The sequence below is a fragment of the Ferrimonas aestuarii genome (assembly GCF_005116665.1).
Classification (GTDB): Bacteria; Pseudomonadota; Gammaproteobacteria; order Enterobacterales; family Shewanellaceae; genus Ferrimonas; species Ferrimonas aestuarii.
The window spans coordinates 235,806-262,247 of the sequence record NZ_SWCJ01000003.1 but is presented as its reverse complement, the minus strand read 5'-3'; the positions used below and the strand labels follow the sequence as shown (position 1 = coordinate 262,247).

Below are 26,442 nucleotides of genomic sequence, written 5' to 3'. Positions count from 1 at the left end.
TCGATTTTGAGTGTCGATGGCTCAGAACTTGAGAGGGCTTCTGAGCTGCGCAAAACATTAATGTGATTGGCTTTATTACTCGCTAGCGGCTTGGTCTTGGTAGAGCTTGGGCAGAATCCGCGCCAGATGATGCATCTCTTCACTGCAGTGCTTCAGGAGATTTTGCCCATGGCGCTGGGGAAAGGTCATGCGCCGTATCAGGCTGAGGTTAAGGATGGGCGTCAGGAGACGACCAATCAGTGGCCATCTGCAGCGGGTGCCGCCAAGCCAGAACGCGCTCATCATTCGACTGCCATTTTCTGTTGGAACAACCAGATGCACCAGATGACCACTGACGATATGACTGGTGCGGCTGGCGGTTTGGGCGCAGATGGCGATTCCCCCTTGGCGGTCAAGCTTATCGATTCCCAGCGACTCGGCAGTATGAAAGGCGATGGCCAACTTGCACAGCTTCTTTCCTAGGTATTCATTGACGTAGGAGACGTTGCCGAGATAGCGAGCCAGGTGTTGCTTATGGAAACTGCGATCCACTTTAGGCTTGGCAAACAGGTGCGCTTGAGGGTGCCACAACTGGTAGCGCTCACTGCTGACGATGTGCCAACCGAACCACCAGTTCACCATCTCTGGCGTTACCCCCGGCATCTCGGTGGTGCAGGTCACCAACATCTGCCCATCTTTGCTGCGCATAATGCGATTTTGATAGTTATGCCATTGGCTAAAGAGCTGGTTGCCCTGGGCAAGGGTGGGAAAATCGATTAATTCTGCTTCTTGGCTCGCGGCGTGTTGAAGGTGGGGTGGCACGGGTTCCATCGCCAGAAGATATTGGCTAAGGGGCATGAGAGCTTCCTGTTAACTGCGGTCTTTATAACGCTAACAGGATATCGTAAATAACGGTTAATCAGTTAGTTAGAATTTTGAGTTACTTCAACTGCCACTCGCTTCCACCGTCATTTTAGGGGTGGAGTCTACCTTGGCATCCAGATCTTGTTTCACGATGGCTAGGGCTTTGAGGGCGGTTTGCGGGTCAATTTCGTTACTTTCCAGTAGGTAGATAAGATCGACGGCGAGTTTGATTTCATCTGGGGCACTCTCAAGGGACATGCATAACCTCTTAGTAAATTGATGAGCCCCCATTGTAACCGCTATTACAGCGGGCTGCAGCGCTAATTCCCTCGATAGGCGGGCACATCCAACAACCGGTTTTTGCTGCGCACAAAGATGCCATTACCTCGGCCAATCTCTCGGCCTTTGATGTCGTAAATGACAGACTCAGCGATCCACTGACTGTTGTTTTGATTCACGACTTTGCCGATGGCGGTGAGGGTGCCTTCGCTGACCGGACGCGTCAGGTAGGTAGTAAATGAGGTGGTAAGCACAAACACTTCCGGTTCCAATGAGCTCACCGCAAAGTAAGCGGCGTCATCCAGCAGCTTGAAATAGACCGAACCATGCATGGCACCGGCAGCGTGGTGGTAGTCGGCAATGGCCTCAAGAGTGAGCTCTGCCTCTCCATCGCTGACCTGCATTTGAGTCGGATAAAAACCGTTGATGGGTGCACCCTGATACATGGCTTCAAGGCGTCTATGGTGATTGTCCATAATCTACGCTCCTATTTCTGGCTAAGTTGCCATAGTGGCTGGATAGGAACAAGCTAGAGCGGCAAGCCCCACCAAGTTCAAGGTGGGGCTTTGGTTGTTATCTTTTGCAGGTCACCTCAAATTCTCGGCTCTTATCCCATGTGGTATGGAAGTAATTTTTGTTGTTAAACGCCCAATAGTTCGAGCCACCGCCTGATGTATTGCTCCAGATATGGTAATCAGGCCAGCCACAAACAGAGCGCGTTTCAACATCCGTATGCAGTTGTAGCAGATCGCCCTGACTCGGTAGGTTTGCTCCGAGTGAGGCACAGTAATTGGCGGCATCATCCCAATTCAGGCGCTCAGTGGAGAAGCTGGTGTAGGCGGAGCAGCGAGGATCGACATTGCTGTCAGGGGTGATGTCACCAAGGTCGATTTTGGCCACTTCAGACCAAGAACTTGCAGAGCTCTCTGGACCGTGTTGGCCGTCATTGGTGTCTATCTTTATCCATGCGTTGGTCAACTGATCGGTTGGCGTGCCACTGAAGGTGACAGCCGTGCCGCAATCTGCAACATGGCAGTTAAACGACATGCCGGGCACGTTCGTTTGTAGGCGATATTTAAGTGGATCGTTTTCTTCATCGTGGAACAGGAAGGCGGTTTCAAAATCGATGGAGATATTTTGATTTTGGCGCAATTCGATGGAGTCAAATAGCCATTGTAAACCTTCTAAGCGCTCTTGCTGGATAACGGGCTTTTGATTATCTGACACCTCACCACCATTGATGCTTAGGGCGAAGTTAACGATTTTAGGGTCTAATCTTGAGCCATTTGCACTGATGTCAAACTTCATCACGCTAAGGTCGAAGCTCTGTGAACCGTCGAATGAACCACTGAAGGAGACCACGCCGTCTGTTGGTTCTTGGGATATCTCAATTCCCATCGCGTTGATCTGATCCCCATAAAAATACACGATGTCTTCATTGGTATCTGGATCGATAAACAGCGACCTAAAGTCGACGTCGAAATTGAAATTAGGTTGAGAAAACTGTTGTTGCAGTTGCGCTTGGATCAGTGCTGCCTGCTCAGCGGAGACAACCGCAATGGTGTTAGGACCTCTGTTTGGAATGATGATGAATCGATGGTCTTCAATCTGTTCTGCAGTCATCTCTTGAATGATGTCGATGATCAGGGCAATGAGTTCTTGATAGAGCTTCTCGTAACCATCAGGGTCGACCATTCGGCTAAACAATAAGATTTGATTGACCTTCTTTAACACCTTGTCATCGTTCAAGATGTGATTTTGATAGATGTCATCAATCCCCAATTTGTTAAGCAGTTCAAGGAGAAAGCTTTTCGCCTCCTCCTCAGTCATGCCTTGTTCGTTCATCAGGCGAACCACAATGTCAGAGAGGGGCGTAATCACCGCATTATCCGCGGTTGTGGCCAAAGAGAAAGGATCTGAGAAGTGATTCATTGGCGCATCTTGGTCGTAGGTATAACTGCGCTGATACTGAGCGGGAAACTTGCTGCTGTTCTTTAACGTAATGGCTTCAGCGACCACTTGGTCGTCCGGCATTATGTTGATTTGACTTGCATCGACACGGCCTTGTGCATCCGTCAGGCCAATGATGGTTTCACCGTTTTGGAAGCGAAGATCCTTATTGCTGTCGATAAACACCAGCATGTTGGTGAGGTAACCATCAATGACGGTATAACTAGATATGTCAACGGGTTGTGGGCCAGGGGTTGAAGGTGTTGATGAGGAGTCTCCGTCTCCGCCACCACAGCCTGCTAATGCCAACGATAGGATGGATAAGCTCAGACTCGTTTTTACGTACGACATAATATTCCCTTAAGAACTCGATTTAGAGAGTGAATACGAACACCACAGCGTCTTGCTAAGGCCTAGTCAGTAGGGAAAACCTTATAGATTTGAATCGATTAATAGACATAGCGGTGTTTTCTGTCGCTCGACTATATCGATTTTCATTGGGGCAAGTATCAGTAACAAGTTACTGTTTTTATCACTAAATGGAGGGGGAACCTGTCGGGGCGTTGGCTTTGGAGGAGCCAAACTCAAGGGCGATAAACACACGCATTGGCGGCGCGTTATTGCCGCTTTCGTGATTGACGCTCTGCACCGCTAATGCGCATCAGCTGCGAATCAATGTTGGGCTTCGGGAGTACTTACCTACTTGTTAGGACGTTTGCACACGTTGCCGTCGCATTGAGCTGGCGCAGGTCCCAGCCATAAGCCTAATCGATGTCGGTGGCGGGCAAAGTAGCGGTAGCCAAGGTCGGTAATGGGTTTTACCAGCGGCCAACGTAGCCAGTTGACCCAGTGACCTCGGCCAACACTGCGCCAAGTGGCCACGGTTACGTCGAGTCCCAACAGAGGCTGCCCAAAATCATCGATACCGTGGAGTACCTTCAGGCATTGTTGTGGATTGATGTGGGGGTAACGGCGATGCCAACTGGTGTCGTGAATGTCTTCAAAGGTCAATTTACCTAAGGTATCCAGCGCTTTAAGTTTACTGACCTCGCGACTGCAGAGAGGGCAGGCGTAATCCACAAACAGAACCATTTCGGTGCTTCTCCATCACAAACATGTGTGGCTTTACGAGCAGTCCCGATGTTTGGTTCAAAAAAGGGCGCTCATTAGCTGACGCCCTTGCGGATAGGTAAGTGGGTTTTTAGAACGGCTGGTTAACCACAACTCGTACCTGATTGCCCTCTTCGCTGTAGCCGATGTCCATGCGAACCAGCACATTTTCAACCCACAAACGGGCACCGAAGCCAGCGCTCCACTTGAGATCTTGATGCAACTCACCGAGATCAAACTCGTCATGAACCCGGCCGACGCCAGCGAATAGAGACCACTGCCACCAGGGCATCTGATAGCGATTAATAAAGGGTATCTGGCTCTGTGGTTGGTAGTTGGGCGTCGCTCGGTATTCGGCACCATAGAAGATGGCACTGCGATCGTGGAAGCGGTTCGCGGTGTAGCCTCGCAGGCGATCCCAGCCACCTAAACGGTTTTGGGCAAAATAGGGCGCTTGGTGAGTGTTGTTGTCTTTGTCCCACGTAGGCGTGTCGGCCAAATACGCAGTCAGCGACAGCGTCTGCTGCTTACTGTATTGATTGACCCCAAGGTCAAAGTACTGACTGTACTGAGCTTGCCAGTTGGTGTAACTGTCTCGATCGTCCGCGCCCCAATCTCGCTGCATATCCACTTCGAAGCGGTAGCCTGAACTCGGTGATGGTACGTAGTTACGGGCATCGACATCCAGTTTGAGCTCTAGCCCAGCGGTTTTCTCTTCGTCAAAGTCAGCAACGGTGGCGGTGTAATAAAAGGGTTTAAAGCCTAGGGTCACCCAAGGTTGGTCCGTTGGACTTTGATGACTGACGCTATCGCTTTGGGGCGGCATCGGCGAGAAAGCCTGACGACGGTTGGCACTGGCATCCGCGCCTGCTCCCAAAGGCAGCAGGTAGCGAAAGTGAATGGAGTAGCGTTCCTGATGTTCTTCGCCAGTAACGTAATCTTGCTGCTCACTGTTGTGGCTGCCGTTGAGGTAGACCTCTGATTCTTTAAAGGTGCCACTGAAGGCTTCCAGATCCAGCTTCCAGCGTTTGGGGCCGAATGACAGGTTGTGAAGCCCGCCATAGGCGATGTAGCTGTCGTTATTGGAGTACGCGCCAACGGCGATCAACTGCGCTTGAGGCTGAAAGATACCTCGAAAACTGCCCGCGGCGGCTAAGGTGGTGCCCATGCTGGTGGAGGAAAACAGAAACGGCACCACCGCATTGCGTTTACCCGGCTGAGCTTGGGCGGCTTGAGCCGTCTCAACGGAAGTATCGGGGGCGTTGTCACTGATGCCTTCGTTGGCCAGCAATGGCAGTGGCAGTATGGCAAGAGCAAAAATCGAGAGCGAGCGCATAAAAAGTCCAATAAAAATATTGCGCTACAGTCTACAGACAAAATTCTCTTTACGGTGTCAATCCAAGGTTAAAGTCGTGGTTTAAATGTGGCGAATTATGTATTGCTCAGCCACACCACTTGGTAGGGGGCTAACGTCAAGCTGGCCAGAGGGTCTCTCAGCTCTTTTTCTGAGATGAGATCTCGCCACGGGTGGGTATCTATGAGGTTTAAACTCGATAGCGGCAGGGGCTGTGGTCGGTCGCTTAGGTTGGCAATGGCGAAGATGCTTTGGCGGCGATCCTGACTTTGTCGCCACAGCCCAAACAGAGGCTCCGGCAGTTGCAAGGTGAACTGGGTGGCATTCGGGTGGAATGCCTCCTGCTGCGCTCGGTACTTGAGTAATCGACTTAGCCCTTCAAAGCATTGGTGATGCTGACTGTCAGGGGTGTTTAGCCTGTGCTGAAGGTCATCCCAGCTCCAGTTGTGGCGGTTAATGCTGCGATGGCTGCCGGTGTTGGCCACTTTATCCAGATCATTACTGGTGCCTAAAAGCGAATGAATGTAGATGGCCGGAATGCCCTCCAGCGACAACATAATGGCGTGGATGCACAGAAACCGCTGCAATTGAAATTCTGGATGATGACAGGCATCAAACAGCGACACATTGAGCTCGTAGGCTTTGGCTGCTTGACCGTCTACATTACGCCAAGAGATGCGCCCACCAACCGCCTGCACATGTTCGATAAGTTGCTGCGTCTCTTGCTCCGAGAGAATGGACTCCACAGGCCTGAGGCCGATGCCATCGTGAGAGGCAATAAAGTTAAGATAGCTACAGCCTTGGGGGGCTGGAGGCATCGCCATCTGCCAGCGCTTGAGGTGAGCGGCGCTGCCACTGATAAGCGCTTGGAGCAGCAGCGGCGGCAGAGCAAAGTTGTAGATCAGATGGGCTTCATTGCCGTTCCCAAAATAGCTGAGGTTGTCACGATTGGGAATGTTGGTTTCCGTCAGCAGCAGGCTACCGGGAGCATACGCGTCCACTAGGGTTCGCAGTAGCCTAACCACTTCATGGGTTTGCGGCAGGTTGAGGCAGTCTGTGCCTGGGGATTTCCAGAGAAATGCGATGGCATCAAGGCGGATCATGCGGCTGCCATGATCAAGGTAGTGACGCAGTATTCGCACCATCTCCAGCAACAGCTGCGGTTGCTGAAAATTCAGATCCACCTGATCGTGACTGAAGGTACACCACACCCACTCATCCCCACGGGCGGTGCGCACTGGCTTGAGCAGTTCGCTGGTGCGAGGGCGAACCACAGCGCTGAGGTCGTCATCGAGATTGGCGGTAACGAAATAGTGGCGTCCGGGTTCTTTGTCTTCGATAAACTGTTCAAACCACAGGCTGCGACTGGAAGCGTGGTTTATTACCAGATCGGTAACCAACTCCAGCCGATGGCCTAGATCTTCCACATGGCTCCAGTCTCCCAGCTTGGGATTCACTTCCAGATAATCCACCACCGCAAAACCATCGTCGGAGCTGTAGGGGAAGTAGGGCAGCAGGTGCAGCATAGAGAACTGTCCAGAGAGGCGTTCATCGATGAAGTGCTTGAGGGTGGTCAGCGGCATCTCATCGTTAGCCACGAGGTTGTCGCCGTAGCTTATCAGCACCGCATCCTGTTGATCCCAAAGCTCTGAGGGGGCCTCTTTGGGTTCGGCTGGCGCCATGGCACTCATCAGTGCTTTGGCCAGCACGCTGTTGTCCCCACCTGGGTAGATCCGCTGCAGGTGATCCTGAAGTTTGGTGGCCAGTGGCGTCATCGTTTTCCCATCATCTCTTGGTGGTCTTGCTCTACCGCTTCGATCAACTGCTCAAAGATGTCGGGCACGGCGCTGCGAACTCGGCTCCAGCTGGGAATGAAGGGCTTCTCCATCGGGTTTTCCAGAAAGTGCAATCCAGCCTTGAGCACATTTTCGGCGAACAGCTCCACCGATTCCTCTTCGCTGTGGACATCAAACTCTAAGCCATTGATGGCGGCGTCGTTACGGTAGGTTTCGATGAAGTCTAGGGCGATGCGGAAGTAGGTGGCCTTAATGGAGCGAAAGGTCTCGGTGGAGAACACCACGCCGTTGGTGGCCAGCTTGCGAAATATCGCCTTAGCGATGTCGATAGACATCTTGGAGAGACCGCCGTTGTCGTCCTCTTTGGAGAGATCTTGATGTTTGTGATCGTAACAATCGGCGATGTCCACTTGGCACAATCGATTGGTGGCGTAGTTACGGTTCACCTCAGACAACACGCCGATCTCCAGGCCCCAGTCGCTGGGAATGCGCAGATCGTTAATGACGTCGATGCGAAACGAGAACTCTCCGGCGAGGGAGTAGCGGAAACTGTCTAGATACTCGAGGAATTCCAGATTGCCGTAGATCTTTTTCAGGGAGCGAATAAGCGGCGTGACCAGCAGTCGGGTGACCCGGCCATTGAGTTTGTCGTCGGCCACTCGGGCGTAGTAGCCCTTGCAAAACTCATAGTTGAAGGTGGGGTTGGCCACCGGGTAGATAAGTCGAGCCAGCAGCGAGCGGTCGTAGGTGAGGATGTCACAGTCGTGCATGGCCACCGATTCGGCGCGGCCTTTGGCGAGCACATAGCCTAGGCAATACCAGACGTTGCGCCCCTTACCAAGCTCTGTGGGGGCAAGGCCCTGAGCCTTTAGCATGGCATCGATTTTTTTTAGTCGGGGGCCGTCGTTCCACAGGATGCGATGGTTTTGGGGCAGGCGGCCGAAGAAATCCAGGGCATGACGATATTGATCTCTGTCGGCTCGGTCTAAGCCGATAACAATCTCGTCCAGATAGGGCACCTGCTTTAGCTCCTCGACGATGTTGTCCAGCGCTGGCCCCTGAAGCTCACTATAAAGTGAAGGCAAGACCAGGCTCATGGGCCGCGTGCGGGAGAATTCAGTCAGTTCCGCTTCCAGCGCTTCGGTGGGGCGCTGAGTTAAGTTGTGCAGGGTGGTGATCACCCCATTTTGGTAAAAATCGCCCATGGTTATCTCCCTAAAATCCCATCGAGTGTTGTTGAGCTGACACTGCCGTGCGTGGTCTTAGTCGAACTGGTAGTGATCCAAAATATGGTGAATTGCTTGATTCCAGCCGAAGGGGCCGATGCCGGCGGGCAGCATGGTTTTGCGGCCTGCTTTGGCATCCACCTGCAGCGGTGAGTGGTTGGGGCTTCGTATCACCACCGCCCAATCCGCTTGCGCCAACATGGCTCTGTCGTTATCGCCATCGCCGAGAGCGACGATCACCGGCGCCTGCCCCAGTTCATGGTGGTAATGCTCCCGCAGAGGCCCTAGCGCATCACTTTTGTCGTGCTGTCCCTGCACGTGCAAAAAACGGCCTCCTCTGAGTCCTTGTAGATCGTGCTCGGCCAGCGCTTGGCTAAAGCGTTCGAGCGGCTGCTCTTTAGGCCAAAGCAGTGGTTCGGAGTAGCGCCTTGCCATGGCTTGCTCCGCTGGGCCTTGAGCTAGGCCTGTGTGGGTCATCAACTCGTCGGTGGTCCAGTGAGAAAACCCTTCTAGAGTCAGGGACAGTTGAGTTTGTATTCGTGCCAGCACCTCAAGAATGGCGTGTCTGGGCTTACCCAGAGACTGCACCCGCTCCCCTTGTTCGGTAGGCCACAAAATGGCGCCACCATTTTCAATGACATAGGGGTGATGGTTATCCAGTTGTGCTCGCCACTGCTGCACTTCTGCTCGGGTTTTGCTGGTGTTGAGTACCACCGGGATTCGGTGTTTTCGCAGCCGCTCCAGTGCGGGCAACGCGGCAACAAAATCGTAGTGATGATGATCCAGCAGGGTGCCATCGAGATCGGTGACTACCACCAAAGCTGGGCGCGTGAGGGTCATGGGAACTCCTTTGGTGGTTATCGACTTGTTATGAATAACCATTCAATAGAAGCGGGGCCGTGGTCAAATAAACAGCGCTTCTGGAAGATTAACCAAAAGGAGGTAGATGGGATTAAGGGGCGTAATTGGAGCGCTTTAGCGCCATGGGGGCTGGGTTTTATCTATGAATAATCAGTGCTGATGAATGGATAAACCTCGGTCGTGGATGATGAGACACGGCCGAGGTCTGGTTGGGTTACTTACGTTTCATGTCTGGGTATTTGAACTCGTGACACTGGTTGCAGTACACCTTTGGCTTCTTATGCTCTGAGTGGCAGTAGACGCAGCTCAGATCTTGGCCGTAGTGCAGGCTGTCGTGAGGGTTAGGCTCAAACTCAGCGCCGTGGCCGGGACGGGCGGTCTCTTCGGCTAGGCTGGCTTTGTCGCCGTGACAGCTGATGCATTTGGCTTCATCGGGGAAGCTGTAACGCTTAGAGTCACCGTGGCAGGCAGAGCATTCCACGCTGCCATCATCATTGGTGAACATCTCTTTGTGATAGGACTTTAGCGGCATCTTAATTGCCATTGCCGGCGCTGCCATGGTTACGGCTGCAATCACAACGGCCATAGATAGGTTACGAATTAACATGGTATTTCCTTAACTCTTCAGAACACTTAGGCCAGTTTTAGGTCGATGGCTTTTTCAGACACCGCGGTGCGTGCCGCATTACGGCCAGTCACTACCCCTTCGGCAACAGCGCAGGCACCCAGTCGGGAAGCCCCGTGAATGCCGCCAGTGGCTTCGCCAGCGGCAAACAAACCTTCAATCGGCTTGTCGCTCACCAGATGCAGCACCTGAGAGTGGGTGTTTACGCGAACGCCGCCCATGCAGTAGTGCACTTTTGGCCACATGCGAACCGAGTACCAAGGGCCTTCAGTTAGCTCGAATGCTTGCATTAGCGGGCGACCAAATTGCTTGTCTTCGCCGCCTTTAACGAACTGATTCCACTGGGCAACCTGAGCTTTAAGCTTGTCTGCTGGGATATCGTACTGGGCGGCCAACTCTTCGAGGGTGTCTGCTTTTTTGATCACGTCGTACTTCATGCCCCAGGCCAGGGTTTGTGCGTTTTTGGCACCCTTGGCGTTGGTGAATCCGATTGGGTATACCGGCTTACCTTGGTCATCACGACGGGTCATGATCGCTTCGGCGCGGGCTTTGCGATCCGCCAGTTCATTGAAGAAGCGCTCGCCGGTGCGCACATCGACCACGATGCCGTTCTGGTAGGTGGCGGCGGTGTTGAACTGAGATGCGGTGCCAAAGCCTTTCTCGTCCGGTGACGACCATGGGCCCAGCTGGATCTGATCTAAGTGGATCGGGTTGGCGCCAATCAGCATCATCTGTTTTAGGGCATCGGCATTAGCACCTGGGTGGTTGGTGGAGTCCAGCTCGCTGGTCAGGCGTGGCTGCTGCATCTGACGGAAATCGATGTCGCGGCCAAAGCCACCGGTGGCCATGATCACCCCTTTGCGAGCACCCAGTTTGGCTGGGGTGCCGCTGCGAGATTTCTGGAAGAAGTGGTTGCGCTTCACTTCTACACCCACCACACGTTCATCCGCATCTTGAATGAAGGACTCTAGCTTGGTTTGCTTGTACATGGTGACGCCCAGCTTCTCGGCAGCGGCGATTAGAGGGCGAATGATGCCAGCACCGGAGCTCTCTTTGGTTTGTAACACTCGAGGTACCGAGTGGCCGCCAAAGTGCTGTACGAACGGTTTCCACACGGTGCCGTATTGAGCCAGCCACTGGGCCGACTCTGAGGTGCCATCGCACACCAGCTTCAGCATTTCCACGTCGTTCATGCCGCGACCGGATTTCAGCATGTCTTGCACCATCAGGCTAACGCTGTCTTTCACGCCCGCTTTGGCTTGCAGCGGCGAGCCTGCTACGGCCATGGCACCGCCATTGATGGTGGAGTTGCCACCGAAGACTGGCATCTTGTCGATGACCAGCACTTTGGCGCCAGACTCGGCCGCCTGTACCGCCGCAGACATACCGGCGAAGCCGGAGCCGACCACGATAACATCGAAGATCTCATCGAACTTGGTTGCTGCGGGTTTGCAGCTGCTGCTGGCATTCGCCGCAGGGGTTAGCATCATGGTGCCCATGCCAGCGGCTAGGGCGGCACCTTGTTTCAGTAGCGCGCGACGCGACGCCAGTGGGGATTGGTTGTTGCTCATCAGATTCTCCAGAGCTCGTTGGCATTGTTTGCTCTGATAACTGCAGGGGGCGTGCCAGCGGCACAATTCAGGGGAAAAACCTGAATATTTATGAGGTTGACCACATGAGTACGAGATTTCGGTGATGGGGTTGCGAGATATCGTATACCTCTTTAGGAGTGGAAAAGATGTCGCGATCTTGATCTTGTTTTTGCGGGTTTGGAGTGAAAATTTGAATGTCTGGGGTTGTTGATTGTGTGGCTTGGGCGTGATGGTTGCGAGATATCATAAAAAAGCCGACCCCGAGGTCGGCTGGCGTCATGATTTATCGTGCTTAGTAGTGTTTCACGAAGTCAGTAGAAGCACGGAAGTCTGGAGTGTAAGGGCGATCCTTGTCTACGAAGGTCACGCGCTGACGGTAGGCTTTGTACATCTTGTTGGTTTCTTTACCCAGCTTCAGCTTAGGGTTGTCCATCTTGCGTAGGTCAATCGCTTGAGCAGAGTGGAATAGTTCCAGGCCGAAGATGCTGCTTAGGTTGTCGGAGATCTCGATCAGGTTGTCAGAAGCCAACTTCATGTTGGTGAAGGTATCTTCGATGTTACCGGCGATGGCTACCCCTTCGAAGCTGACTGGTTGCGCCAGCTGCTTGTTGCGTACGTGCAGATCCACATAGGCTTTTTGTACCGCGCCAAAGGCGTGGCCCACGTTGCCTGGTGCAGTCAGGAAGCGTGGCAGCTTGGTGAAGTGATCGTCAGACAAGCGAGTGGTGCGCATGACTGAGTTGTGGGAAACCTGAGTCAGGGCCACGCTCAACTGCTGAACCGCCATGGCAACTGGCAGAGGGTTGAAGTTGGTGGTTGGGAATACGCCACCTTTACCGTCGATCAGGTACTTAGCAACTTGAGGGTACTGGGTGTAGTCCTGTTCAGGGTTCAGTACTACTGCTGGGTTGTCATCGGATGCGTTGATCTGAATCTTCAGCATCGACTCCAGCTCGTCCGCCGCTTTTTCAGCCATGGCGAAGGTGTAGCCAGTGGTACGGAACGACAGTGGATCCTGCAGAGGGCGCTGGTCGTTCAGATCCCACAGGTAGGAGCCATCAAGCTGGTTCAGGATGTTTTTGGAGGTCGCTTGAACGTATGGGAATGGGCGTACGCCATTGGTCTGTGGCAGGAATGGTGCCACGTTACCGTTCAGACCTTCCAGAGACAGACCAAACAGGGTTGGTGCCACTTTCAATACTTGCTCAGCGTCTTTCAAACCTTGCATGGCGTAAGCGGTCGCGAAGGCGTTGTTAGACAGAATGGACAGTGCATCTTTACCGATAGGATCCAGTGGCTTGATGCCCGCTTTCTTCATCGCTTTGGCTGAGCTCATGCGCTCGCCTTTGTAGAACACTTCCCATTCACCCAGCATTGCTAGACCGACGTGAGAGGCCAGCAGGATGTCCGCTTCGCCAACGGTACCCTTTGATGGGATGACAGGAATGATGTCGTGGTTCAAGTAGGCTTCGTACAGCTCGGCCACTTCAGGTTGAACACCGGTTTGACCGTGCAGTAGGGTGTTTAGACGAATGGCCATGCCTAGGCGAACCATCTCCGCTGGCATTGGTTCGCCGATACCGGCGCTGTGAGCACGCAGTGCGTTGATCTGGAACTCTTTAGAAGCTTTCAGCGCTTCTGGGGTCATTTCGCCACTGGCATCAAACAGTTTGTGGTCTTTGTTTAGACCCACGCCCACGGTCAGGCCGTAAACGGGCTTGCCTAAGCGAGCGGCGGTCATCAGGGTATCGTAAGCTTTGTCTAGGCGTTTCTCTGCCTTGCGAGCGATGTCGACCTTGGCATCACCTTCGGCGATGGACCAAGCTTGCTCCAGAGTCATGTCGAAGCCGTTCAGGGAGATGGTGTCTTTGGCTGAGGCGGCGCCGGCACCTAGGCTGAGTGCCAGGGCGATGGCGACTTTAGTTGCTACTGCTTTCACGTTGTATTCTCCAGCTTTTTTGCTTGTTAACTTAGATGTTCGATAGCGCAGTGCTATCGCTGTTGAGCTAACAAGTGCAGGTAATGTACCAGCCAGGCCACAGAGGGGATTTACCCCTGAATTTATGATCCGATACTTAGAGTTACGAAATTTCGTGGTGTTGTTCTACTGAATTTCGTAGTAACTACGAAATCTAACTACTTGATGGATTCGGTAGTTTGGAGGCTCTTTTAGTGTAATTGAATCAATATTTTACTTCACCCTAAAAGCTGTGAGCTTGCTCAAATCTTGATGTGATTTATGAGCCAGAGATAACTTTTAAATAGAATGTGAAATGGGTTGGATCCCATTCTAATATTTGATTTAAATAAAACTCTGTTTGGATTTTATTTGGAATTAATATTTATCGACTCACTTTACTAATTGGCCTTTTCTAATACTTGATCCATTCCTCGGAAATAGCAGGCCTTGCCACTTAAAATAGTCCATTACAAAAAATAATGGAGGCTGCCCATGTCCAATGAGCTGAAATTCTTCTTTGAGGTGACTCAGCGGCTGTCCAGTAGTCTGCAGTTAGACCGGTCTCTCAAGAGCTGCTTTGATTACCTTGAGCAGCAACTGCCGATTGATGGCATGTACATCAATCTGTTTCGTCAAGAAAGCGAAGAGATACAGATGGTGGCCCACGCCGACCGCCAAGGCGGTCAATTGCTGGATAGACGCATCGCTCTGACCCCACAAATGTGTGACGCGTTGAACAATGGTGAGCGTCCACCGATCTTAATTCTTAACTACATCGATATGGACAGCGTGACCCATCACGTGATGTCCCAGCTACTACCCAAGGTAAAGTCGCTGATTTTGCTTAAAATGCACTGTGATGACTTTCATCTTGGGGTGGTGGGTTTCTACTCCTATAAAGAGCAGAGCTTCCGTGCCCGTCACGCAGATATGTTGCAGTCGCTGCATCAACCCTTTGCCATGGTGACCGCCTTTAATCTTCAAGGGCGTAATCTGCTGGCGGAAAAGGCGCAGTTGGAAGCGGAGAACCGTACTCTGCGCCGTTCAATGGGCAGTCGCGATGACGTGATTGGTGCAAACAGTGGCTTAAAGCAGGTGATGGAACAGGTTGAGGCCATTGCACCTCTGGACAGCACGGTGCTGATTCAAGGGGAGACTGGCTGCGGTAAAGAGGTGATCGCCAATGCCATCCATACTCGCTCCGCTCGGGCCCACAAGCCTTTCATCAAAGTGAACTGTGGTGCCATTCCCGACACCTTGATCGACTCTGAGCTGTTTGGCTATGAAAAGGGGGCCTTTACCGGCGCCGAGAAGCGCAAGCAGGGTTACTTTGAGCAAGCTAATGGCGGCACCATCTTTTTAGACGAGCTTGGGGAACTGCCGTTGTCGGCCCAAGTCAGACTGCTGCGTGTGCTTCAAAGCCGCACCATTGTTCGTGTGGGTGGCGTTGAGCCGGTGGAGCTGGACATTCGTATTGTGGCTGCTACTCACCGAGATCTGCAGGAGATGATGAAAGAGGGCACCTTCCGCGAAGACCTCTGGTATCGCCTGAGTGTATTCCCAATTGCCATTCCGCCTCTGCGTCATCGTCGTCAGGACGTACCATTGTTGGTGCACCATCTACTAGAGCAGTTTTTGGGACGGTTTAATCTGGATCGCCTGCCTTCCATTGCGCCGGAGCAACTGGCTAAGCTGCAAAACTACAACTGGCCAGGTAACGTACGAGAGCTGGTGAACGCCGTAGAGCGTGCCATGATCCAATCTCGAGGTGCACCGCTGCAATTTGATTTCTTAGGACCCGTGGAGGTGGCAGAGTCGCTGCCGATGACCAGCAACCAGACCATAGTGATCGACCCCAGCCGAGCCACAGATCAACTGGTGTCTTTGGATATGATGACTGCGAAGTACATTGAGCATGCGCTGCGCGTGACCGGAGGTAAGATTCATGGTCAAGGGGGCGCAGCGGAGAAGTTGGATATTCACCCTAACACTCTGCGTAGCCGCATGAAAAAGCTGGGCATTCTTTAAGACTAAACCATTAAAAACAAATTGAATTAGAGCATGGTTTTAGGGCTGGTAAGTTTCATATCTGGAGCCGTTTTCGCTAACTATTCCTTACAGGTTTAGTAAGATGCGAGCACCAAAGGGCCGACTCAGGACGCCGAAATGACACTGCGATGGAGCAAAGCCGAGGACAGGATGTCCGAGAGGGCCGTTAAGTCAGGGACGGCGCATCGGACCGATGCTTTAGCGTAATGCAAGTAGGAGTGAGGGAGTACGTCCTGTTATCGGCAAAGGGGAGTGCAGAGGGGGAACCCCTTGCCCGGCGGAGGCAAAACTGCGAACCCGATGTGAACTGCTTAAGACCGTTGTTAAATAGCGTTTTTCTGAATCAAAAAAAGCCACCGCGTTGCGGTGGCTTTGGCTTTGACTACAGGAACGAATGTTAGGATGTATTGGCCTTCAGAGCCAGGCTTTGTGACTGAAAGAGATGATATTTAAATCACCCATATTTCTGTCTAAGAGCACTATCCGGGTACGCACTCAGGGTGCCAGATTAACGCCTCTCACTTTGCGTTAAGCAACTTTGACTTAGAACCACTAAGCCTGCAGTCGCTTTCCTTAATTGAGAGGGCGTTTCTCAAGGCCAAATTCCTGCCCCTAAAAGCTCAATTCATCCTAGAAGTAGTAGCCGAAATTGATGTTGATGCGCTGATCCCAGCCACCGCCGTTGGAGGCCAAGCCTACGTGGTCGTTCTTCTCGGTGGAGAAGGTCATGTTTTTACCCATGATGTAATCGGCCATGATGTAGATAGGACCCGCAGAGAAAGCGGCACCGGTCACGTTCTGGTAGCTGTTGTCGAAGCTGTTGTCATCGGTATCTGGCGTCATAACGCCAAAGTCGTTGTAGATCTTCACGCTGCCCCAAGAGGTCGGCAGAGTTTTGGCTAGGTTAACAGAGTAGATCTGACCCTTAGAGGCCACTTCGTATTGCCAGCCAGCGCCGCCCAGACCAATCTTGTTGTTGTCCATGCCTTCTGGGTTTTCAGCGTCGAACTCATACTGCATCGCTTGCAGTTGCAGTTTCCAGCCTTGGTAGCCCGCATCCATGTGCAGAGCTACAGCGTAGCGGTCGCCATTTTTCTCGGTTTTGGTGTTGTAGATCTGGCCGTACTCTACAGAGCCGCCCATCACCATCTTCAGGTCACCTTCAGATAGGGTGTAGGTTTGGCGTAGGTTAAGCTGGTTGGTTTCTTGGTTGTTGTACTCGGTGCCAGCCACGGTGCCGTTGAAGATGTCTGGGGCGTAGGCTTTGGTGTCGCCAGAGTTGTATTCGCCGTTTTTGTAGAAGGCGATGTCGGTGTGCCATTTGCCGTTGTCGTAAACCGCCTTGGCGCCCACATCGAAGTCATCTTCGAAGCCAAGGTAGTACGGCAGGCCGAACCACCAGCTGTTAGAGATAAAGCCAGGGTTACCAAATGGAACTTTGTTGATACCGAATTGGAATTGCCATTCAGGATCTAAGTTGTAGTAGCCGTAACCCCATTTGATGAAGTTTTTGCCGGAAGCAAAGCGGTATTCGCTGGATAAACCCCAATCACCGTGAGTTCCGTCAAACTTTAGGGTTAATACGTCGAAATTAAGATCACCGCCTTTATCTTTAGATTGGTCATCGTACAACTTCATGCCGTAATTAACGCGCACTGAGCCGCCAATGTTCATTCCATCTTCAGCCACCGCACTGTTGATGTTTAGGGACGCCATTAATAGAGAAACCGCTACCGCAGTTTTCTTTAAACGCATATTGCTCATTATTTTCACCTAATTATATTTACTGTTGTAATTTGAATAGAGCGAAGGCTATGCCAATATCTAAATTGGCTGGATAAAGGCGAAAATAGTTGAATTGGCATCGGCAAAAACGAAATATGGTGACAAGCTGGTTACGAGATATCGTTTAATCAACGATATCTCATGGCTTGTTAACAATTTTTTGTGGCCTAGCGCAAACTGTTATTGTGTTGTAGAAACTTCGCTGTGAATTGACTCTGACGGTCGAAACTGGAGTCGATGGCGGTTATGCTTTGCGATAGAAATCCCGTTCAGATAGCCACAATCCAGGTAGTAAGGAGAGACCATGGCCTGTCATCGTATCGAAGAATTATTAGAGCTTCTTGAGCCTAAATGGCAGAAAAATCAGGAGCTAAACCTAGTGCAGATGCTGGAGCTTATCGCCAAAGAGGCGGGCTTTGAGGGGCCGTTATCGGAGCTGACGGACGACATGCTGATCTACCAGCTAAAGATGGGAGATTCCGATAAAGGGGCGATGATTCCAGGCATTCAGAAGGACTACGTGGAAGACTTCGATTGGAAAGGAGCCTTGCTGAAGGCTCGCGGCATCGAAGAGGAAAAGTAGAATAAGAGAGGGCGGTGGATCTGCTTAGGCCGCCGCCGTTACACTGAGCCTATTCTGCTTAAAAATAAAAAGACATCATTATGCTTGGAACGCTAAAGAAAATGTCCGGCCAACTGGCTGGTGACGTGCAATATGGCCTGCGTGTCGGAGAACAAAACCTGCCTTTGAATGGCCTTATTGGCCAAACACTCACGTTGAGCTATACCGGAAACATCTACTGCGATGCCTGTGGCCGTAAGACCAATAAGAGTTACTCACAGGGACACTGCTTTCCCTGCATGAAGAAACTGGCTCGCTGCGATATGTGCATCATGAAGCCGGAAACCTGTCATTTTGCGGCGGGAACCTGCCGCGAGCCAGAGTGGGGAGAAGCGCAATGTATGGTGCCCCACTATGTGTACTTGTCGAACACTTCAGGGCTCAAGGTGGGCATTACCCGCCACACCCAACTGCCAACCCGCTGGATCGATCAGGGCGCCACTCAAGGATTGCCTATCTTTAAGGTGCGCAGTCGCCATATTTCCGGTTTGGTTGAAATTGCCCTTGCGGAGTTTATCAACGATAAAACCAACTGGCGTGCCATGCTCAAAGGCAACAATGATCCTATGGATCTTAAGGCCTGTGCCGCGGAGTTGATCCCGCAAATTGAAGCCAAGCTGGCGGCGATCTGTGCTGAATTTGGTGACGACGCCATTGAGCGCTTGGACGATAACATCCTAGAGATCGATTATCCGGTGCAGCAATGGCCGGTGAAAGTAGCCTCCCACAATTTCGATAAAACGCCGGAGGTCTCTGGCATCTTATTGGGGATTAAGGGCCAATATCTTATCTTCGATACCGGAGTGATCAATATTCGTAAGTTCACCGGTTACGAAGTGCAAGTGTCCCATTCGTAGTCCGTCTGCCCTTGTAAAATAAGCGCCAAGATCGGCGCTTTTTTTATTTTTGATGAGCTTTAGGATCACAGATATAACTTCATAACGAGAACAGAGTTTCGAATTTCACCCTACGACTCAAGATTGAATTCACCACTAAGGATTTTAGTGATTTGTCAATGGTCAGTGGCGCAGATATTTAGAGATTTTTCCTCCCTATTCTCCCGGTGTTGCCGGTAACGGTATTCGAGAATATGGAGATAATGATGAAAATAAAACATTGGGGCGCAGCCAGTTTGGTCGCTTTGTTGGTTGCCTGTGGCAGCGACAGCGATACCAAGGGAGAGGTAACACCGCCCACCCCTGAGCCACCGACAAAAGACACCAAGGTGTTTGGCACCCAGCCTGAATTTTCCATGCGTGGTAAGCATTTTAACCTCTACTGGAATGAGGGCAGCGGCTTCTATTTCTATGAAGGTGGCATGGTCATTGAAGCGCCGAAGACTCGGCCTATCGTCATCAGCGGTGATGAGGTGCTTGATTGGTTGGATCAGCATCACGGTGGTGAATCCATTAAAAACCAATACGTGAAGACCTTTAAACCGGGTAATTTCAGTGAGTTCGATGCCATCATCTATGCCATGGAAAATCGTCAAGATGAGATTTGCCAGCGCTGGGGCAAAGAGTTTGGCTGCCAGCTGGATGTGGAATATCGCTGGGTACCGGAGCGTCGCACCTTTCAGGTGAGCGTCAATGGCCAAGAGAACTGGCTCACCGTCCGCGATTATGACGGTGGTGATGAAACCGCGGCCAACAATTGGGGGCTTGAGTTTATTGGTAACTTTCGCGCCGATGAGATCTTAGTAAAGAACAAGATGAACATCGGTTTTGCTCCCATCGATGAAGACGAATTGGCTCACTATCAGCAGGCTCAGCGCGATGAAATTGCGCGTCTTGAGGCCAACGATGGCAAGTTAATCATCGATGAAATTCGAGTTCAGACTGGCATGCGCTTGAATCAGTACATCGACTTTGAGCAGCGTTACATTAAGGAGTACAACCGCCAAGACCCTTATAGTTCAACGTTCACTACGGAACTGTCGGAAGCGCAATTGGATGCCAATGGTGAACCCATGACCCACACCGGCTTCGTGCAAGATGGCGACTTTGTTAGTTGCGGTATCGAGGGGTTGATCTGCTGGGATTACACCCCAGATTACAGCATCCGCAATGTGGAGGTGAAGGCGCACAACCTGCGCCCGGATTACTTCTATGATGGCGTGATCACCATGGCGGATGTGGCTCTGTCATTGAATGACGTGGCGGGTCACTCCGGTAGCTTGATCCTGTGGCCAACTCTGGATACCAATACCAATGTCGATACTTACGCCATCAATGACATCGATGGTCTCTACTCCAGTGGCTTTTATGGCTGGAACTACAACTGGACCGACAGTGCCATGCATGAACGTCTTGGCACTTCCCCTTGGGATTACTCTCCCCACATTGTGGGAGACATGGCGGTGCTGGCCAGCCCGAATCTGGTTATCTTCCAATATGCCGATTTTTACCGCTCTTACTACGAGGTTCAGGAGTTTACCGCTGGGGACGATAACGACCCCTACCGCGCCACTCGTCATCACGTGCTAGAGCCTTCTTCTCCGCTAACGTCGGAGCACTTTGGCTGGCAGGTGGCTAACTGCGGCCAGTGCCACTCCTCTCAGGACATGGACTTTAGTGTGCATAAAGATCTGGCGATGGACGATGCATTGGAGCCAGCTAAGTGCGCTGAATGCCACGGTAACAATGGCGCTAAGTGGGGACACGATCAGAAGTCCGGCTGTTATCGCTGTCACTTCGATATGGTGGGCCATGGCGATGCCAATACCGCCAATCGCACGGCACATCCGTTCGAAAAGCACGGCATAGGTCAAAGTAAAACCTTACCTGATCCTTATGCTTGTGTGAGCTGTCATGCCAATGCGAATGACATTCTGATTGGCGGAAAATAACAGAGAAACAGCGCCTCAAGTATGGGGCGCTTATTGTGAGTGTGGTTATGTTAACGCGTCGAATACCGTCGGAGCGGTTTGATACGCTGATGAAGCAGTTACGGCAATTTGGGTTTCACTCTTGCTATTACACGCTGTTTTATCGGATCTCTCCGGGTCAACAGATCGCTCCCGAATTTGCAGAGCTTATCGATTACGATCGTTGTAGCCCTCGGGTGATCAGTAAAAAGCACTACCTGTTTAGTGGTGACAAGCGGGCTCTTCAGTTCCAAAAGGTCTATCTTCAGCGTTTTGCTGAATACGATAAAAGATTTTATCCTGGAGACTTTTTCGAACTGGCTGAGTACCACTCTAAATGCCAAGGACGGGTAGAGAAAGCGATAGAGTCGGGTTTAAAGGCTCATGGCATTGAGCATGAGTACTGCCTCGCCATTGAGGATGAGTTTCGTAAAGGCCTAGTGGGCTTTTTTTGGTTATGTAGCCCCAATAAAGAGTTACCTCAGGCTGACGGCAAATTGGATACGCTGCTTATGCAAACCCACAAACAGTTGGTGGCCAGCCATTATGAGGAGCTAAATCCTTGGACTGACGCTCAGCTGTTGTCGCCGTCATCGATGACGGTATTGAAGCTGCTTGCTGATGGGGTTGGTAGCAATGAGATTGCCGAGCAGTTGCATCTCAGTCGCCGTGGAGTGGAGTACCACATCGATGGTCTAAAGCAAAAACTTGGGGCCAGCAACCGCATTCATCTGGTGGCCAAAGCACTGAAACTGGGAGTGTTGTCACTCTACTGAAAAGCAAAACGCCTCACTTTGTGAGGCGTTTTTTGTCATGTCGAGCGCTGGTAAAGCTTACTGCTCGAAGGTGGCATCCCAGTCGCCGTAGTTTTCGTCACCGGCGAAGATGGTCACCTCTGGAGTGCTGCCCAGAGTGGCAGTAACGATGTCAGCGATGCGCTTGGCTTCGGTTTCGATTTCCGCTTCGGCAGTGAAGAAGTGGATGGCGATGTGGTACTGGTTGTTGAAGAACGCCAGGAAGGTGCCCACGGTGTCGTTGGCAGCGTTGAACACCGCTTCGTCCAGCTTATCGAACTCGTTGATGTCCGCTTCGAAGCGGATGTGGATACAGGTCGAGGCAAACTCACCGATGGCCATCTTCTTCAGGTGGCGAGGCTTGTGGTGAGCTTTGATCTCAGGTTTTGCGAACTCCGCAACTGGGGTAATTTTCATCTCTGTATCTCTTAATAGTGAACAAGTGCCGCTTGGGGCAACAGCGCCAACCAAGTTTGCGGCGCTACTTTAGCCCAAGGGTAGAGGGATTGCCAATTTTGCAGGGCACCTAGATTAGGATCGCCGATCTGAGATCCGAACTGGTTAATAATTTATTCTGTTGTCCGGTCAGGGAAAATTAATAAGTAACCGCATCTGGGCTGCTTTAGAACCGGTATGGGGAAGAATGCCGCAGCTTGGTTAATAAGGCTGCGGCAATATCGATCGCTTATAGGAATCAGTTCAGTTCGTCGAAGAACTCCGACTCAAAGGCTTTTTCACAGTAGTGACACTTCAGATCCACGCGGGATCCTTTGTCTTTCACATAAAACTTGGTGGACGCCGGCTCGTGATGAGTGATGCAGTTCGCGTTGGGGCACTTTAACACCCCTTCGATGGACTCTGGCAGAGCCACCTTAAACTTGCCCACCACCTCAAAGTTGCGAATTTCGTTGATGGTGGCTTCACTGGCAAACAGAGCTAGCTGGTTGGCTTGATCTTGCGTGAAGACGGTGTTTTCCACCTTGATCAGATCTTTACTGCCGTTGTCGCTGGTGCGTAGGTTTAAACCTACGGTGATGCGCTCGTTCTTGTCGGTAAGGGAGAAGAATTTTAGGATGCGCACCCCCATGCCCGCTGGGATGTGATCGATTACGGTGCCATGCTCAATGGCTTCCACTTTCAGCTTATTTTTCGCCATGATTATGCCTCCTCACTCAAAACCAGTGCCAGCAGTGCCTGGCGTGCATAGACTCCGTTTTCCGCCTGCTGGAAATAGTAGGCGTAAGGGGTGGCGTCCACATCGGTGGTGATCTCGTCGATGCGAGGCAGTGGGTGCAGAATCTTCAGGTTGTCTTTGACGTCACTCAGCATGCTGGCGGTAAGCACATATTTGGATTTCATGTGCTGATACTCAGTGGGATCGAAGCGCTCTTTCTGGACTCGGGTCATGTAGAGCACGTCCAGCTCTGGTAGCACCGATTCCAGATCATCCACATGGGTAAATGGAATGTCGGCTTCGGTTAATTCGTTACATAGGTAATCAGGCATCTTCAGTGGCTCTGGGGCCACAAAGTAGAACTGACAACCGAACAATGACAGCGCTTGTGCCAGTGAGTGCACGGTGCGGCCATATTTCAGGTCACCAACGAAGGCCACTTTCAGCCCCTCTAAGGTGCCTTGGGTTTCGTAGATGGTGAACAGATCCAGCAGGGTTTGAGTCGGGTGCTGGTTGGCACCGTCACCGCCGTTGATTACCGGCACGTTAGAGAATTCGCTGGCCAGTCGAGCCGCACCCTCTTGAGGGTGGCGCATGAAGAAGGCGTCGCTGTAGGAGGAGATAACCTGCACTGAGTCCGCCAGAGTTTCCCCTTTTTGTGCCAGTGAGGTGTTGCCGCCAGAATCGAAGCCGATGATGGTGCCGCCAAGGCGCTGAACGGCTGTCTCAAAGGAGAGGCGAGTCCGAGTCGATGCTTCGAAGAAGCAGCTGGCGATCACTTTGCCGGCAAGCAAATTGGGTCGTGGGGTCTGTTTAATGGATTGAGCGGTGGAGACGATCAATTCAAGATCGCTGCGGGATAGGTCCGCGATGGAGATAATATTCTTATTGTACAGAGGATTTGTCATGCTGATTCTCTCGTATCGGCATTCACCGAATGTGTCTGCGGGCCAGACACAGCCGGATGGGTATTCTAGCAGCTTGATGGCTGGAAGCCCATATAGAGCCTACTGAATTTCAGCCACTTTTATTGTCATAAAACCGGTCGAATTTGATTCACAGCTTGGTCATCCAGCTGTCGTGCGCTTGTCATCGAACCTGAGCGATCTTAACCGCATTCACAAGCACACGGAGAGTCACAATGAATCAACACGTAGCAATGGTCACTGGCGGTACCGGCGGCATCGGAACCGCAATTTGCCGAGAGTTAGCAGCGCAGGGCATGAAGGTGATTGCTGGCTATCGCAATAAGGAAAAAGCCACCCTGTGGTTGGAGCAGCAGCAGGCTCAGGGTTTTGATTTTGAACTGGCGTATATGGACGTATCGGATTATGAGAGCTGCTTCCACAGCTTCATTAGCGCAGAAGAGGTGGTGGGGCCCATTTCGGTACTGGTGAATGCCGCAGGCATTACTAAAGACAAAGTATTGAAAAAGATGACTCCAGATCTGTGGCAGCAGGTGATCGACACCAACCTGACGGGCACCTTTAACATGTGCCGCATTGCCAGTACCTGCATGGTGGAACGTGGCTATGGCCGCATCATTAACATCAGTTCGGTGAATGGCCGCAAGGGCCAGTTTGGTCAGGTTAATTACGCCGCCAGTAAGGCGGGCATCCACGGCATTACCATGTCGCTGTCCCAAGAGCTGGCGCGTAAGGGAGTCACGGTGAATACCCTGTCACCGGGGTACGTGATGACTGAGATGGTGGCCAAGGTACCTGAAGAGGTATTGGAGTCGATTAAAGGTCAGATCCCCGTTGGCCGTTTAGGTGAACCGGCGGAGATCGCCCATGCGGTGGCGTTTTTAGCCAGTGAGCGTGCCAGTTTTATGACCGGCAGCGATCTGTCGATAAACGGCGGCATGCATATGTATTAAGCCCAGAAGAACCTTTGCGACCAAAGGCGGTTATCGATCAACCGTCGATTGGCAGCGATGAACATGCCCTAGTCAAGGTATTGTGAGTGTTTGGGCACCTAGGTGCCCTTTTTTAATGACTGAAATTGAACCCCTTAAAAAGATGTTTTTGCTCGTCGGTGGTGATATAGTCGCCGCCCTTCGTCCCAGCCCGGCGGCATTTTACGCTGTACTGAGACGCCCATTGTGGCCGTTTGCCACCGTTTTTCGTCTTCTATTATGAGCGTAAATATGACTGCCTTCTCGACCCTACCTTTATCCAAACCACTGCTTGAAAACCTCGGCCAGCTTGGCTTTGAGGCCATGACGCCTATTCAGGCGGAAGCATTGCCGCTGATCTTCGAAGGTAGCGATCTCATCGCTAAAGCCAAAACCGGTAGCGGCAAAACCGTGGCCTTTGGGCTAGGTGTACTGCATAAGCTCAACCCTAAACAGTTTGCCACTCAGGCGTTGGTGCTGTGTCCAACCCGAGAGCTGGCCGATCAGGTGGCGGTGGAGATTCGGCGTTTGGCTCGTACCATGGCCAACGTGAAGGTGCTAACTCTGTGTGGTGGCCTGCCCATGGGGGCGCAGATCGGCTCCTTAGAGCATGGTGCCCACATTATTGTGGGTACCCCCGGGCGTATCTTGAAGCACATCAAAGCCGGTCGACTGGAGTTTGCCGATCTTAATACCCTAGTGCTTGATGAAGCCGATCGCATGCTGGACATGGGCTTTGAAGCGGACATTAATGCCATCAAAGAGCGCCTGCCTCATCAGCGTCAGACGCTGCTGTTCTCCGCCACCTATCCGGAACAGATTGAACAGTTAGCGGCTCGAGTGCAGCGTCAGCCGAAGATGGTTGAGATTGAAGGCAGCGAAATCCAAGAGCAGATCACCCAGCGCCTGATTGAAGTGCCGCCATCGGCCAAGGCATCCATGGTAAAGGCGGTATTGGGGCGTTATAAGCCGGAGTCCACCGTGGTGTTCTGTAACACCAAGCGAGCCTGTCAGCAGGTGGCGGATGAGCTGGAAGATGCCGGTGTGTCTGTGGTGGCGCTGCACGGTGATAAAGATCAGCGCGATCGAGATCAGATGCTGGTGCGTTTTGCCAATAAGAGTGCTTCGGTGCTGGTGGCTACCGACGTGGCGGCGCGTGGTTTGGATATCAAGGATCTATCGATGGTGATCAACTACGACGTGGCGTTCGAAAGTGAGGTGCATGTGCATCGCATTGGCCGAACCGGCCGTGCTGGCAGCAAGGGCATGGCGATCACCCTAGCAGCGGGTGGTGAAATTCATCGGGTGCTGGAGATTGAAGAGCTGCAAGGCCATGAGTTTCAACGAATTGAAGCCGACTCTTTGCCAGAGCCTAAGCAGCTGCATCTGCAGCCACCTATGGTGACTCTGTCTATTGGCGCCGGTCGCAAAAGCAAGCTGCGCCCCGGTGACATCCTTGGCGCGTTGACGTCGAAAAAGGTGATTGAGGGTAAGTCGGTAGGCAAGATCACCGTGATGGATCGCCTCTCCTATGTGGCGGTGGATCGCAAGGTGGCCAGCAAGGCGCTGAAGCTGCTTCAGAACGATAAAATCAAAGGGAGAAAATTAGTTGTGCGCCAGCACAAATAAGCCCCAGCGACTGAGAGTTGTGTCAAGCTG

At 52.0% G+C, this 26,442-nt stretch carries 23 protein-coding genes; 7 read left to right on the top strand and 16 right to left on the bottom strand.

Going from position 1 to position 26,442, the window contains the following annotated elements; genetic code table 11:
• Positions 1-75: 75 nt before the first annotated feature.
• The 12 genes from FCL42_RS06110 to FCL42_RS06055 all read right to left on the bottom strand — a co-directional run bounded on the left by FCL42_RS06110 (position 76) and on the right by FCL42_RS06055 (position 13,575).
• Positions 76-837: a DAPG hydrolase family protein gene (locus tag FCL42_RS06110; RefSeq protein ID WP_136862508.1), complete on the bottom strand. Its 762-nt coding sequence runs from the start codon at positions 835-837 to the stop codon at positions 76-78.
• Positions 838-924: 87 nt separating this feature from the next.
• Positions 925-1,101, bottom strand: coding sequence for a pleiotropic regulatory protein RsmS (rsmS, locus tag FCL42_RS06105; RefSeq protein ID WP_136862507.1), 177 nt, complete (start codon positions 1,099-1,101; stop codon positions 925-927).
• 62 nt (positions 1,102-1,163) lie between these two features.
• Positions 1,164-1,598: a PaaI family thioesterase gene (locus tag FCL42_RS06100; RefSeq protein ID WP_136862506.1), complete on the bottom strand. Its 435-nt coding sequence runs from the start codon at positions 1,596-1,598 to the stop codon at positions 1,164-1,166.
• A 97-nt stretch (positions 1,599-1,695) separates the two neighbouring features.
• Complete coding sequence (locus FCL42_RS06095) at positions 1,696-3,423, bottom strand: C-type lectin domain-containing protein (protein ID WP_136862505.1); 1,728 nt, start codon at positions 3,421-3,423, stop codon at positions 1,696-1,698.
• Positions 3,424-3,771: 348 nt separating this feature from the next.
• A complete protein-coding gene (locus FCL42_RS06090) occupies positions 3,772-4,164 on the bottom strand; it encodes a thiol-disulfide oxidoreductase DCC family protein (RefSeq protein WP_136862504.1) in 393 nt (130 codons plus the stop codon).
• Between the two features lie 109 nt (positions 4,165-4,273).
• The gene (locus FCL42_RS06085) at positions 4,274-5,518 is read right to left on the bottom strand and encodes a BamA/TamA family outer membrane protein (RefSeq protein WP_136862503.1); all 1,245 of its coding nucleotides are present in this window, start codon (positions 5,516-5,518) and stop codon (positions 4,274-4,276) included.
• Between the two features lie 95 nt (positions 5,519-5,613).
• On the bottom strand, positions 5,614-7,311 hold the full coding sequence (locus FCL42_RS06080) for an alpha-amylase family glycosyl hydrolase (RefSeq protein WP_136862502.1): 1,698 nt from the start codon (positions 7,309-7,311) through the stop codon (positions 5,614-5,616).
• Positions 7,308-8,537 (bottom strand): glycosyltransferase family protein, encoded by a 1,230-nt coding sequence (locus FCL42_RS06075; protein WP_136862501.1) that lies wholly within the window; start codon positions 8,535-8,537, stop codon positions 7,308-7,310. The genes FCL42_RS06080 and FCL42_RS06075 overlap by 4 nt, the downstream gene beginning before the upstream one ends.
• 57 nt (positions 8,538-8,594) lie before the next feature.
• Positions 8,595-9,398, bottom strand: coding sequence for an HAD-IIB family hydrolase (locus FCL42_RS06070; RefSeq protein WP_169308304.1), 804 nt, complete (start codon positions 9,396-9,398; stop codon positions 8,595-8,597).
• A 235-nt stretch (positions 9,399-9,633) separates the two neighbouring features.
• Positions 9,634-10,026: a cytochrome c3 family protein gene (locus FCL42_RS06065; RefSeq protein ID WP_136862499.1), complete on the bottom strand. Its 393-nt coding sequence runs from the start codon at positions 10,024-10,026 to the stop codon at positions 9,634-9,636.
• Between the two features lie 26 nt (positions 10,027-10,052).
• Complete coding sequence (locus FCL42_RS06060; protein ID WP_136862498.1) at positions 10,053-11,615, bottom strand: flavocytochrome c; 1,563 nt, start codon at positions 11,613-11,615, stop codon at positions 10,053-10,055.
• A 313-nt stretch (positions 11,616-11,928) separates the two neighbouring features.
• Complete coding sequence (locus FCL42_RS06055) at positions 11,929-13,575, bottom strand: HAL/PAL/TAL family ammonia-lyase (protein ID WP_229359792.1); 1,647 nt, start codon at positions 13,573-13,575, stop codon at positions 11,929-11,931.
• 513 nt (positions 13,576-14,088) lie between these two features.
• Between FCL42_RS06055 and FCL42_RS06050 the strand changes: the two genes are divergently transcribed.
• The gene (locus tag FCL42_RS06050) at positions 14,089-15,624 is read left to right on the top strand and encodes a sigma-54 interaction domain-containing protein (protein WP_136862497.1); all 1,536 of its coding nucleotides are present in this window, start codon (positions 14,089-14,091) and stop codon (positions 15,622-15,624) included.
• A gap of 651 nt (positions 15,625-16,275) precedes the next feature.
• Here FCL42_RS06050 and FCL42_RS06045 read toward each other — a convergent pair.
• Entirely contained in the window at positions 16,276-17,400 is a 1,125-nt protein-coding gene (locus FCL42_RS06045; RefSeq protein ID WP_407644365.1) for a hypothetical protein, read from the bottom strand.
• A 334-nt stretch (positions 17,401-17,734) separates the two neighbouring features.
• Between FCL42_RS06045 and FCL42_RS06040 the strand changes: the two genes are divergently transcribed.
• The 4 genes from FCL42_RS06040 (at position 17,735) to FCL42_RS06025 (ending at position 21,694) form a co-directional block, all read left to right on the top strand.
• Positions 17,735-18,013, top strand: a complete 279-nt coding sequence (locus FCL42_RS06040; RefSeq protein WP_136862495.1) for a YihD family protein — start codon at positions 17,735-17,737, stop codon at positions 18,011-18,013.
• An 80-nt stretch (positions 18,014-18,093) separates the two neighbouring features.
• The gene (locus FCL42_RS06035; RefSeq protein ID WP_136862494.1) at positions 18,094-18,909 is read left to right on the top strand and encodes a DUF2797 domain-containing protein; all 816 of its coding nucleotides are present in this window, start codon (positions 18,094-18,096) and stop codon (positions 18,907-18,909) included.
• A gap of 245 nt (positions 18,910-19,154) precedes the next feature.
• On the top strand, positions 19,155-20,900 hold the full coding sequence (locus FCL42_RS06030) for a hypothetical protein (protein WP_136862493.1): 1,746 nt from the start codon (positions 19,155-19,157) through the stop codon (positions 20,898-20,900).
• 47 nt (positions 20,901-20,947) lie between these two features.
• Positions 20,948-21,694, top strand: a complete 747-nt coding sequence (locus FCL42_RS06025) for a response regulator transcription factor (protein WP_136862492.1) — start codon at positions 20,948-20,950, stop codon at positions 21,692-21,694.
• Positions 21,695-21,751: 57 nt separating this feature from the next.
• Here FCL42_RS06025 and FCL42_RS06020 read toward each other — a convergent pair whose 3' ends face one another.
• From FCL42_RS06020 to pyrB, 3 genes are all read right to left on the bottom strand, one after another.
• Positions 21,752-22,129 carry a hypothetical protein gene (locus FCL42_RS06020; RefSeq protein ID WP_136862491.1) on the bottom strand — a complete coding sequence of 126 codons (378 nt, stop codon included), beginning with the start codon at positions 22,127-22,129 and terminating at the stop codon, positions 21,752-21,754.
• Positions 22,130-22,406: 277 nt separating this feature from the next.
• Positions 22,407-22,868 (bottom strand): aspartate carbamoyltransferase regulatory subunit, encoded by a 462-nt coding sequence (gene pyrI / locus FCL42_RS06015; protein WP_136862490.1) that lies wholly within the window; start codon positions 22,866-22,868, stop codon positions 22,407-22,409.
• A 2-nt stretch (positions 22,869-22,870) separates the two neighbouring features.
• The gene (gene pyrB, locus FCL42_RS06010; RefSeq protein ID WP_136862489.1) at positions 22,871-23,794 is read right to left on the bottom strand and encodes an aspartate carbamoyltransferase; all 924 of its coding nucleotides are present in this window, start codon (positions 23,792-23,794) and stop codon (positions 22,871-22,873) included.
• A gap of 233 nt (positions 23,795-24,027) precedes the next feature.
• Between pyrB and phbB the strand changes: the two genes are divergently transcribed.
• A complete protein-coding gene (gene phbB, locus FCL42_RS06005; RefSeq protein WP_136862488.1) occupies positions 24,028-24,765 on the top strand; it encodes an acetoacetyl-CoA reductase in 738 nt (245 codons plus the stop codon).
• A 270-nt stretch (positions 24,766-25,035) separates the two neighbouring features.
• A complete protein-coding gene (dbpA, locus tag FCL42_RS06000; RefSeq protein WP_229359791.1) occupies positions 25,036-26,412 on the top strand; it encodes an ATP-dependent RNA helicase DbpA in 1,377 nt (458 codons plus the stop codon).
• Positions 26,413-26,442: the final 30 nt, after the last annotated feature.

Coding starts and splice junctions, on each gene's coding strand:
- FCL42_RS06110 (WP_136862508.1), bottom strand. CDS start 837: ATGCCCCTTAGCCAATATCTTCTGGCGATGGAACCCGTGCCACCCCAC.
- rsmS (WP_136862507.1), bottom strand. CDS start 1,101: ATGTCCCTTGAGAGTGCCCCAGATGAAATCAAACTCGCCGTCGATCTT.
- FCL42_RS06100 (WP_136862506.1), bottom strand. CDS start 1,598: ATGGACAATCACCATAGACGCCTTGAAGCCATGTATCAGGGTGCACCC.
- FCL42_RS06095 (WP_136862505.1), bottom strand. CDS start 3,423: ATGTCGTACGTAAAAACGAGTCTGAGCTTATCCATCCTATCGTTGGCA.
- FCL42_RS06090 (WP_136862504.1), bottom strand. CDS start 4,164: ATGGTTCTGTTTGTGGATTACGCCTGCCCTCTCTGCAGTCGCGAGGTC.
- FCL42_RS06085 (WP_136862503.1), bottom strand. CDS start 5,518: ATGCGCTCGCTCTCGATTTTTGCTCTTGCCATACTGCCACTGCCATTG.
- FCL42_RS06080 (WP_136862502.1), bottom strand. CDS start 7,311: ATGACGCCACTGGCCACCAAACTTCAGGATCACCTGCAGCGGATCTAC.
- FCL42_RS06075 (WP_136862501.1), bottom strand. CDS start 8,537: ATGGGCGATTTTTACCAAAATGGGGTGATCACCACCCTGCACAACTTA.
- FCL42_RS06070 (WP_169308304.1), bottom strand. CDS start 9,398: ATGACCCTCACGCGCCCAGCTTTGGTGGTAGTCACCGATCTCGATGGC.
- FCL42_RS06065 (WP_136862499.1), bottom strand. CDS start 10,026: ATGTTAATTCGTAACCTATCTATGGCCGTTGTGATTGCAGCCGTAACC.
- FCL42_RS06060 (WP_136862498.1), bottom strand. CDS start 11,615: ATGAGCAACAACCAATCCCCACTGGCGTCGCGTCGCGCGCTACTGAAA.
- FCL42_RS06050 (WP_136862497.1), top strand. CDS start 14,089: ATGTCCAATGAGCTGAAATTCTTCTTTGAGGTGACTCAGCGGCTGTCC.
- FCL42_RS06045 (WP_407644365.1), bottom strand. CDS start 17,400: ATGCGTTTAAAGAAAACTGCGGTAGCGGTTTCTCTATTAATGGCGTCC.
- FCL42_RS06040 (WP_136862495.1), top strand. CDS start 17,735: ATGGCCTGTCATCGTATCGAAGAATTATTAGAGCTTCTTGAGCCTAAA.
- FCL42_RS06035 (WP_136862494.1), top strand. CDS start 18,094: ATGCTTGGAACGCTAAAGAAAATGTCCGGCCAACTGGCTGGTGACGTG.
- FCL42_RS06030 (WP_136862493.1), top strand. CDS start 19,155: ATGAAAATAAAACATTGGGGCGCAGCCAGTTTGGTCGCTTTGTTGGTT.
- FCL42_RS06025 (WP_136862492.1), top strand. CDS start 20,948: ATGTTAACGCGTCGAATACCGTCGGAGCGGTTTGATACGCTGATGAAG.
- FCL42_RS06020 (WP_136862491.1), bottom strand. CDS start 22,129: ATGAAAATTACCCCAGTTGCGGAGTTCGCAAAACCTGAGATCAAAGCT.
- pyrI (WP_136862490.1), bottom strand. CDS start 22,868: ATGGCGAAAAATAAGCTGAAAGTGGAAGCCATTGAGCATGGCACCGTA.
- pyrB (WP_136862489.1), bottom strand. CDS start 23,794: ATGACAAATCCTCTGTACAATAAGAATATTATCTCCATCGCGGACCTA.
- phbB (WP_136862488.1), top strand. CDS start 24,028: ATGAATCAACACGTAGCAATGGTCACTGGCGGTACCGGCGGCATCGGA.
- dbpA (WP_229359791.1), top strand. CDS start 25,036: ATGACTGCCTTCTCGACCCTACCTTTATCCAAACCACTGCTTGAAAAC.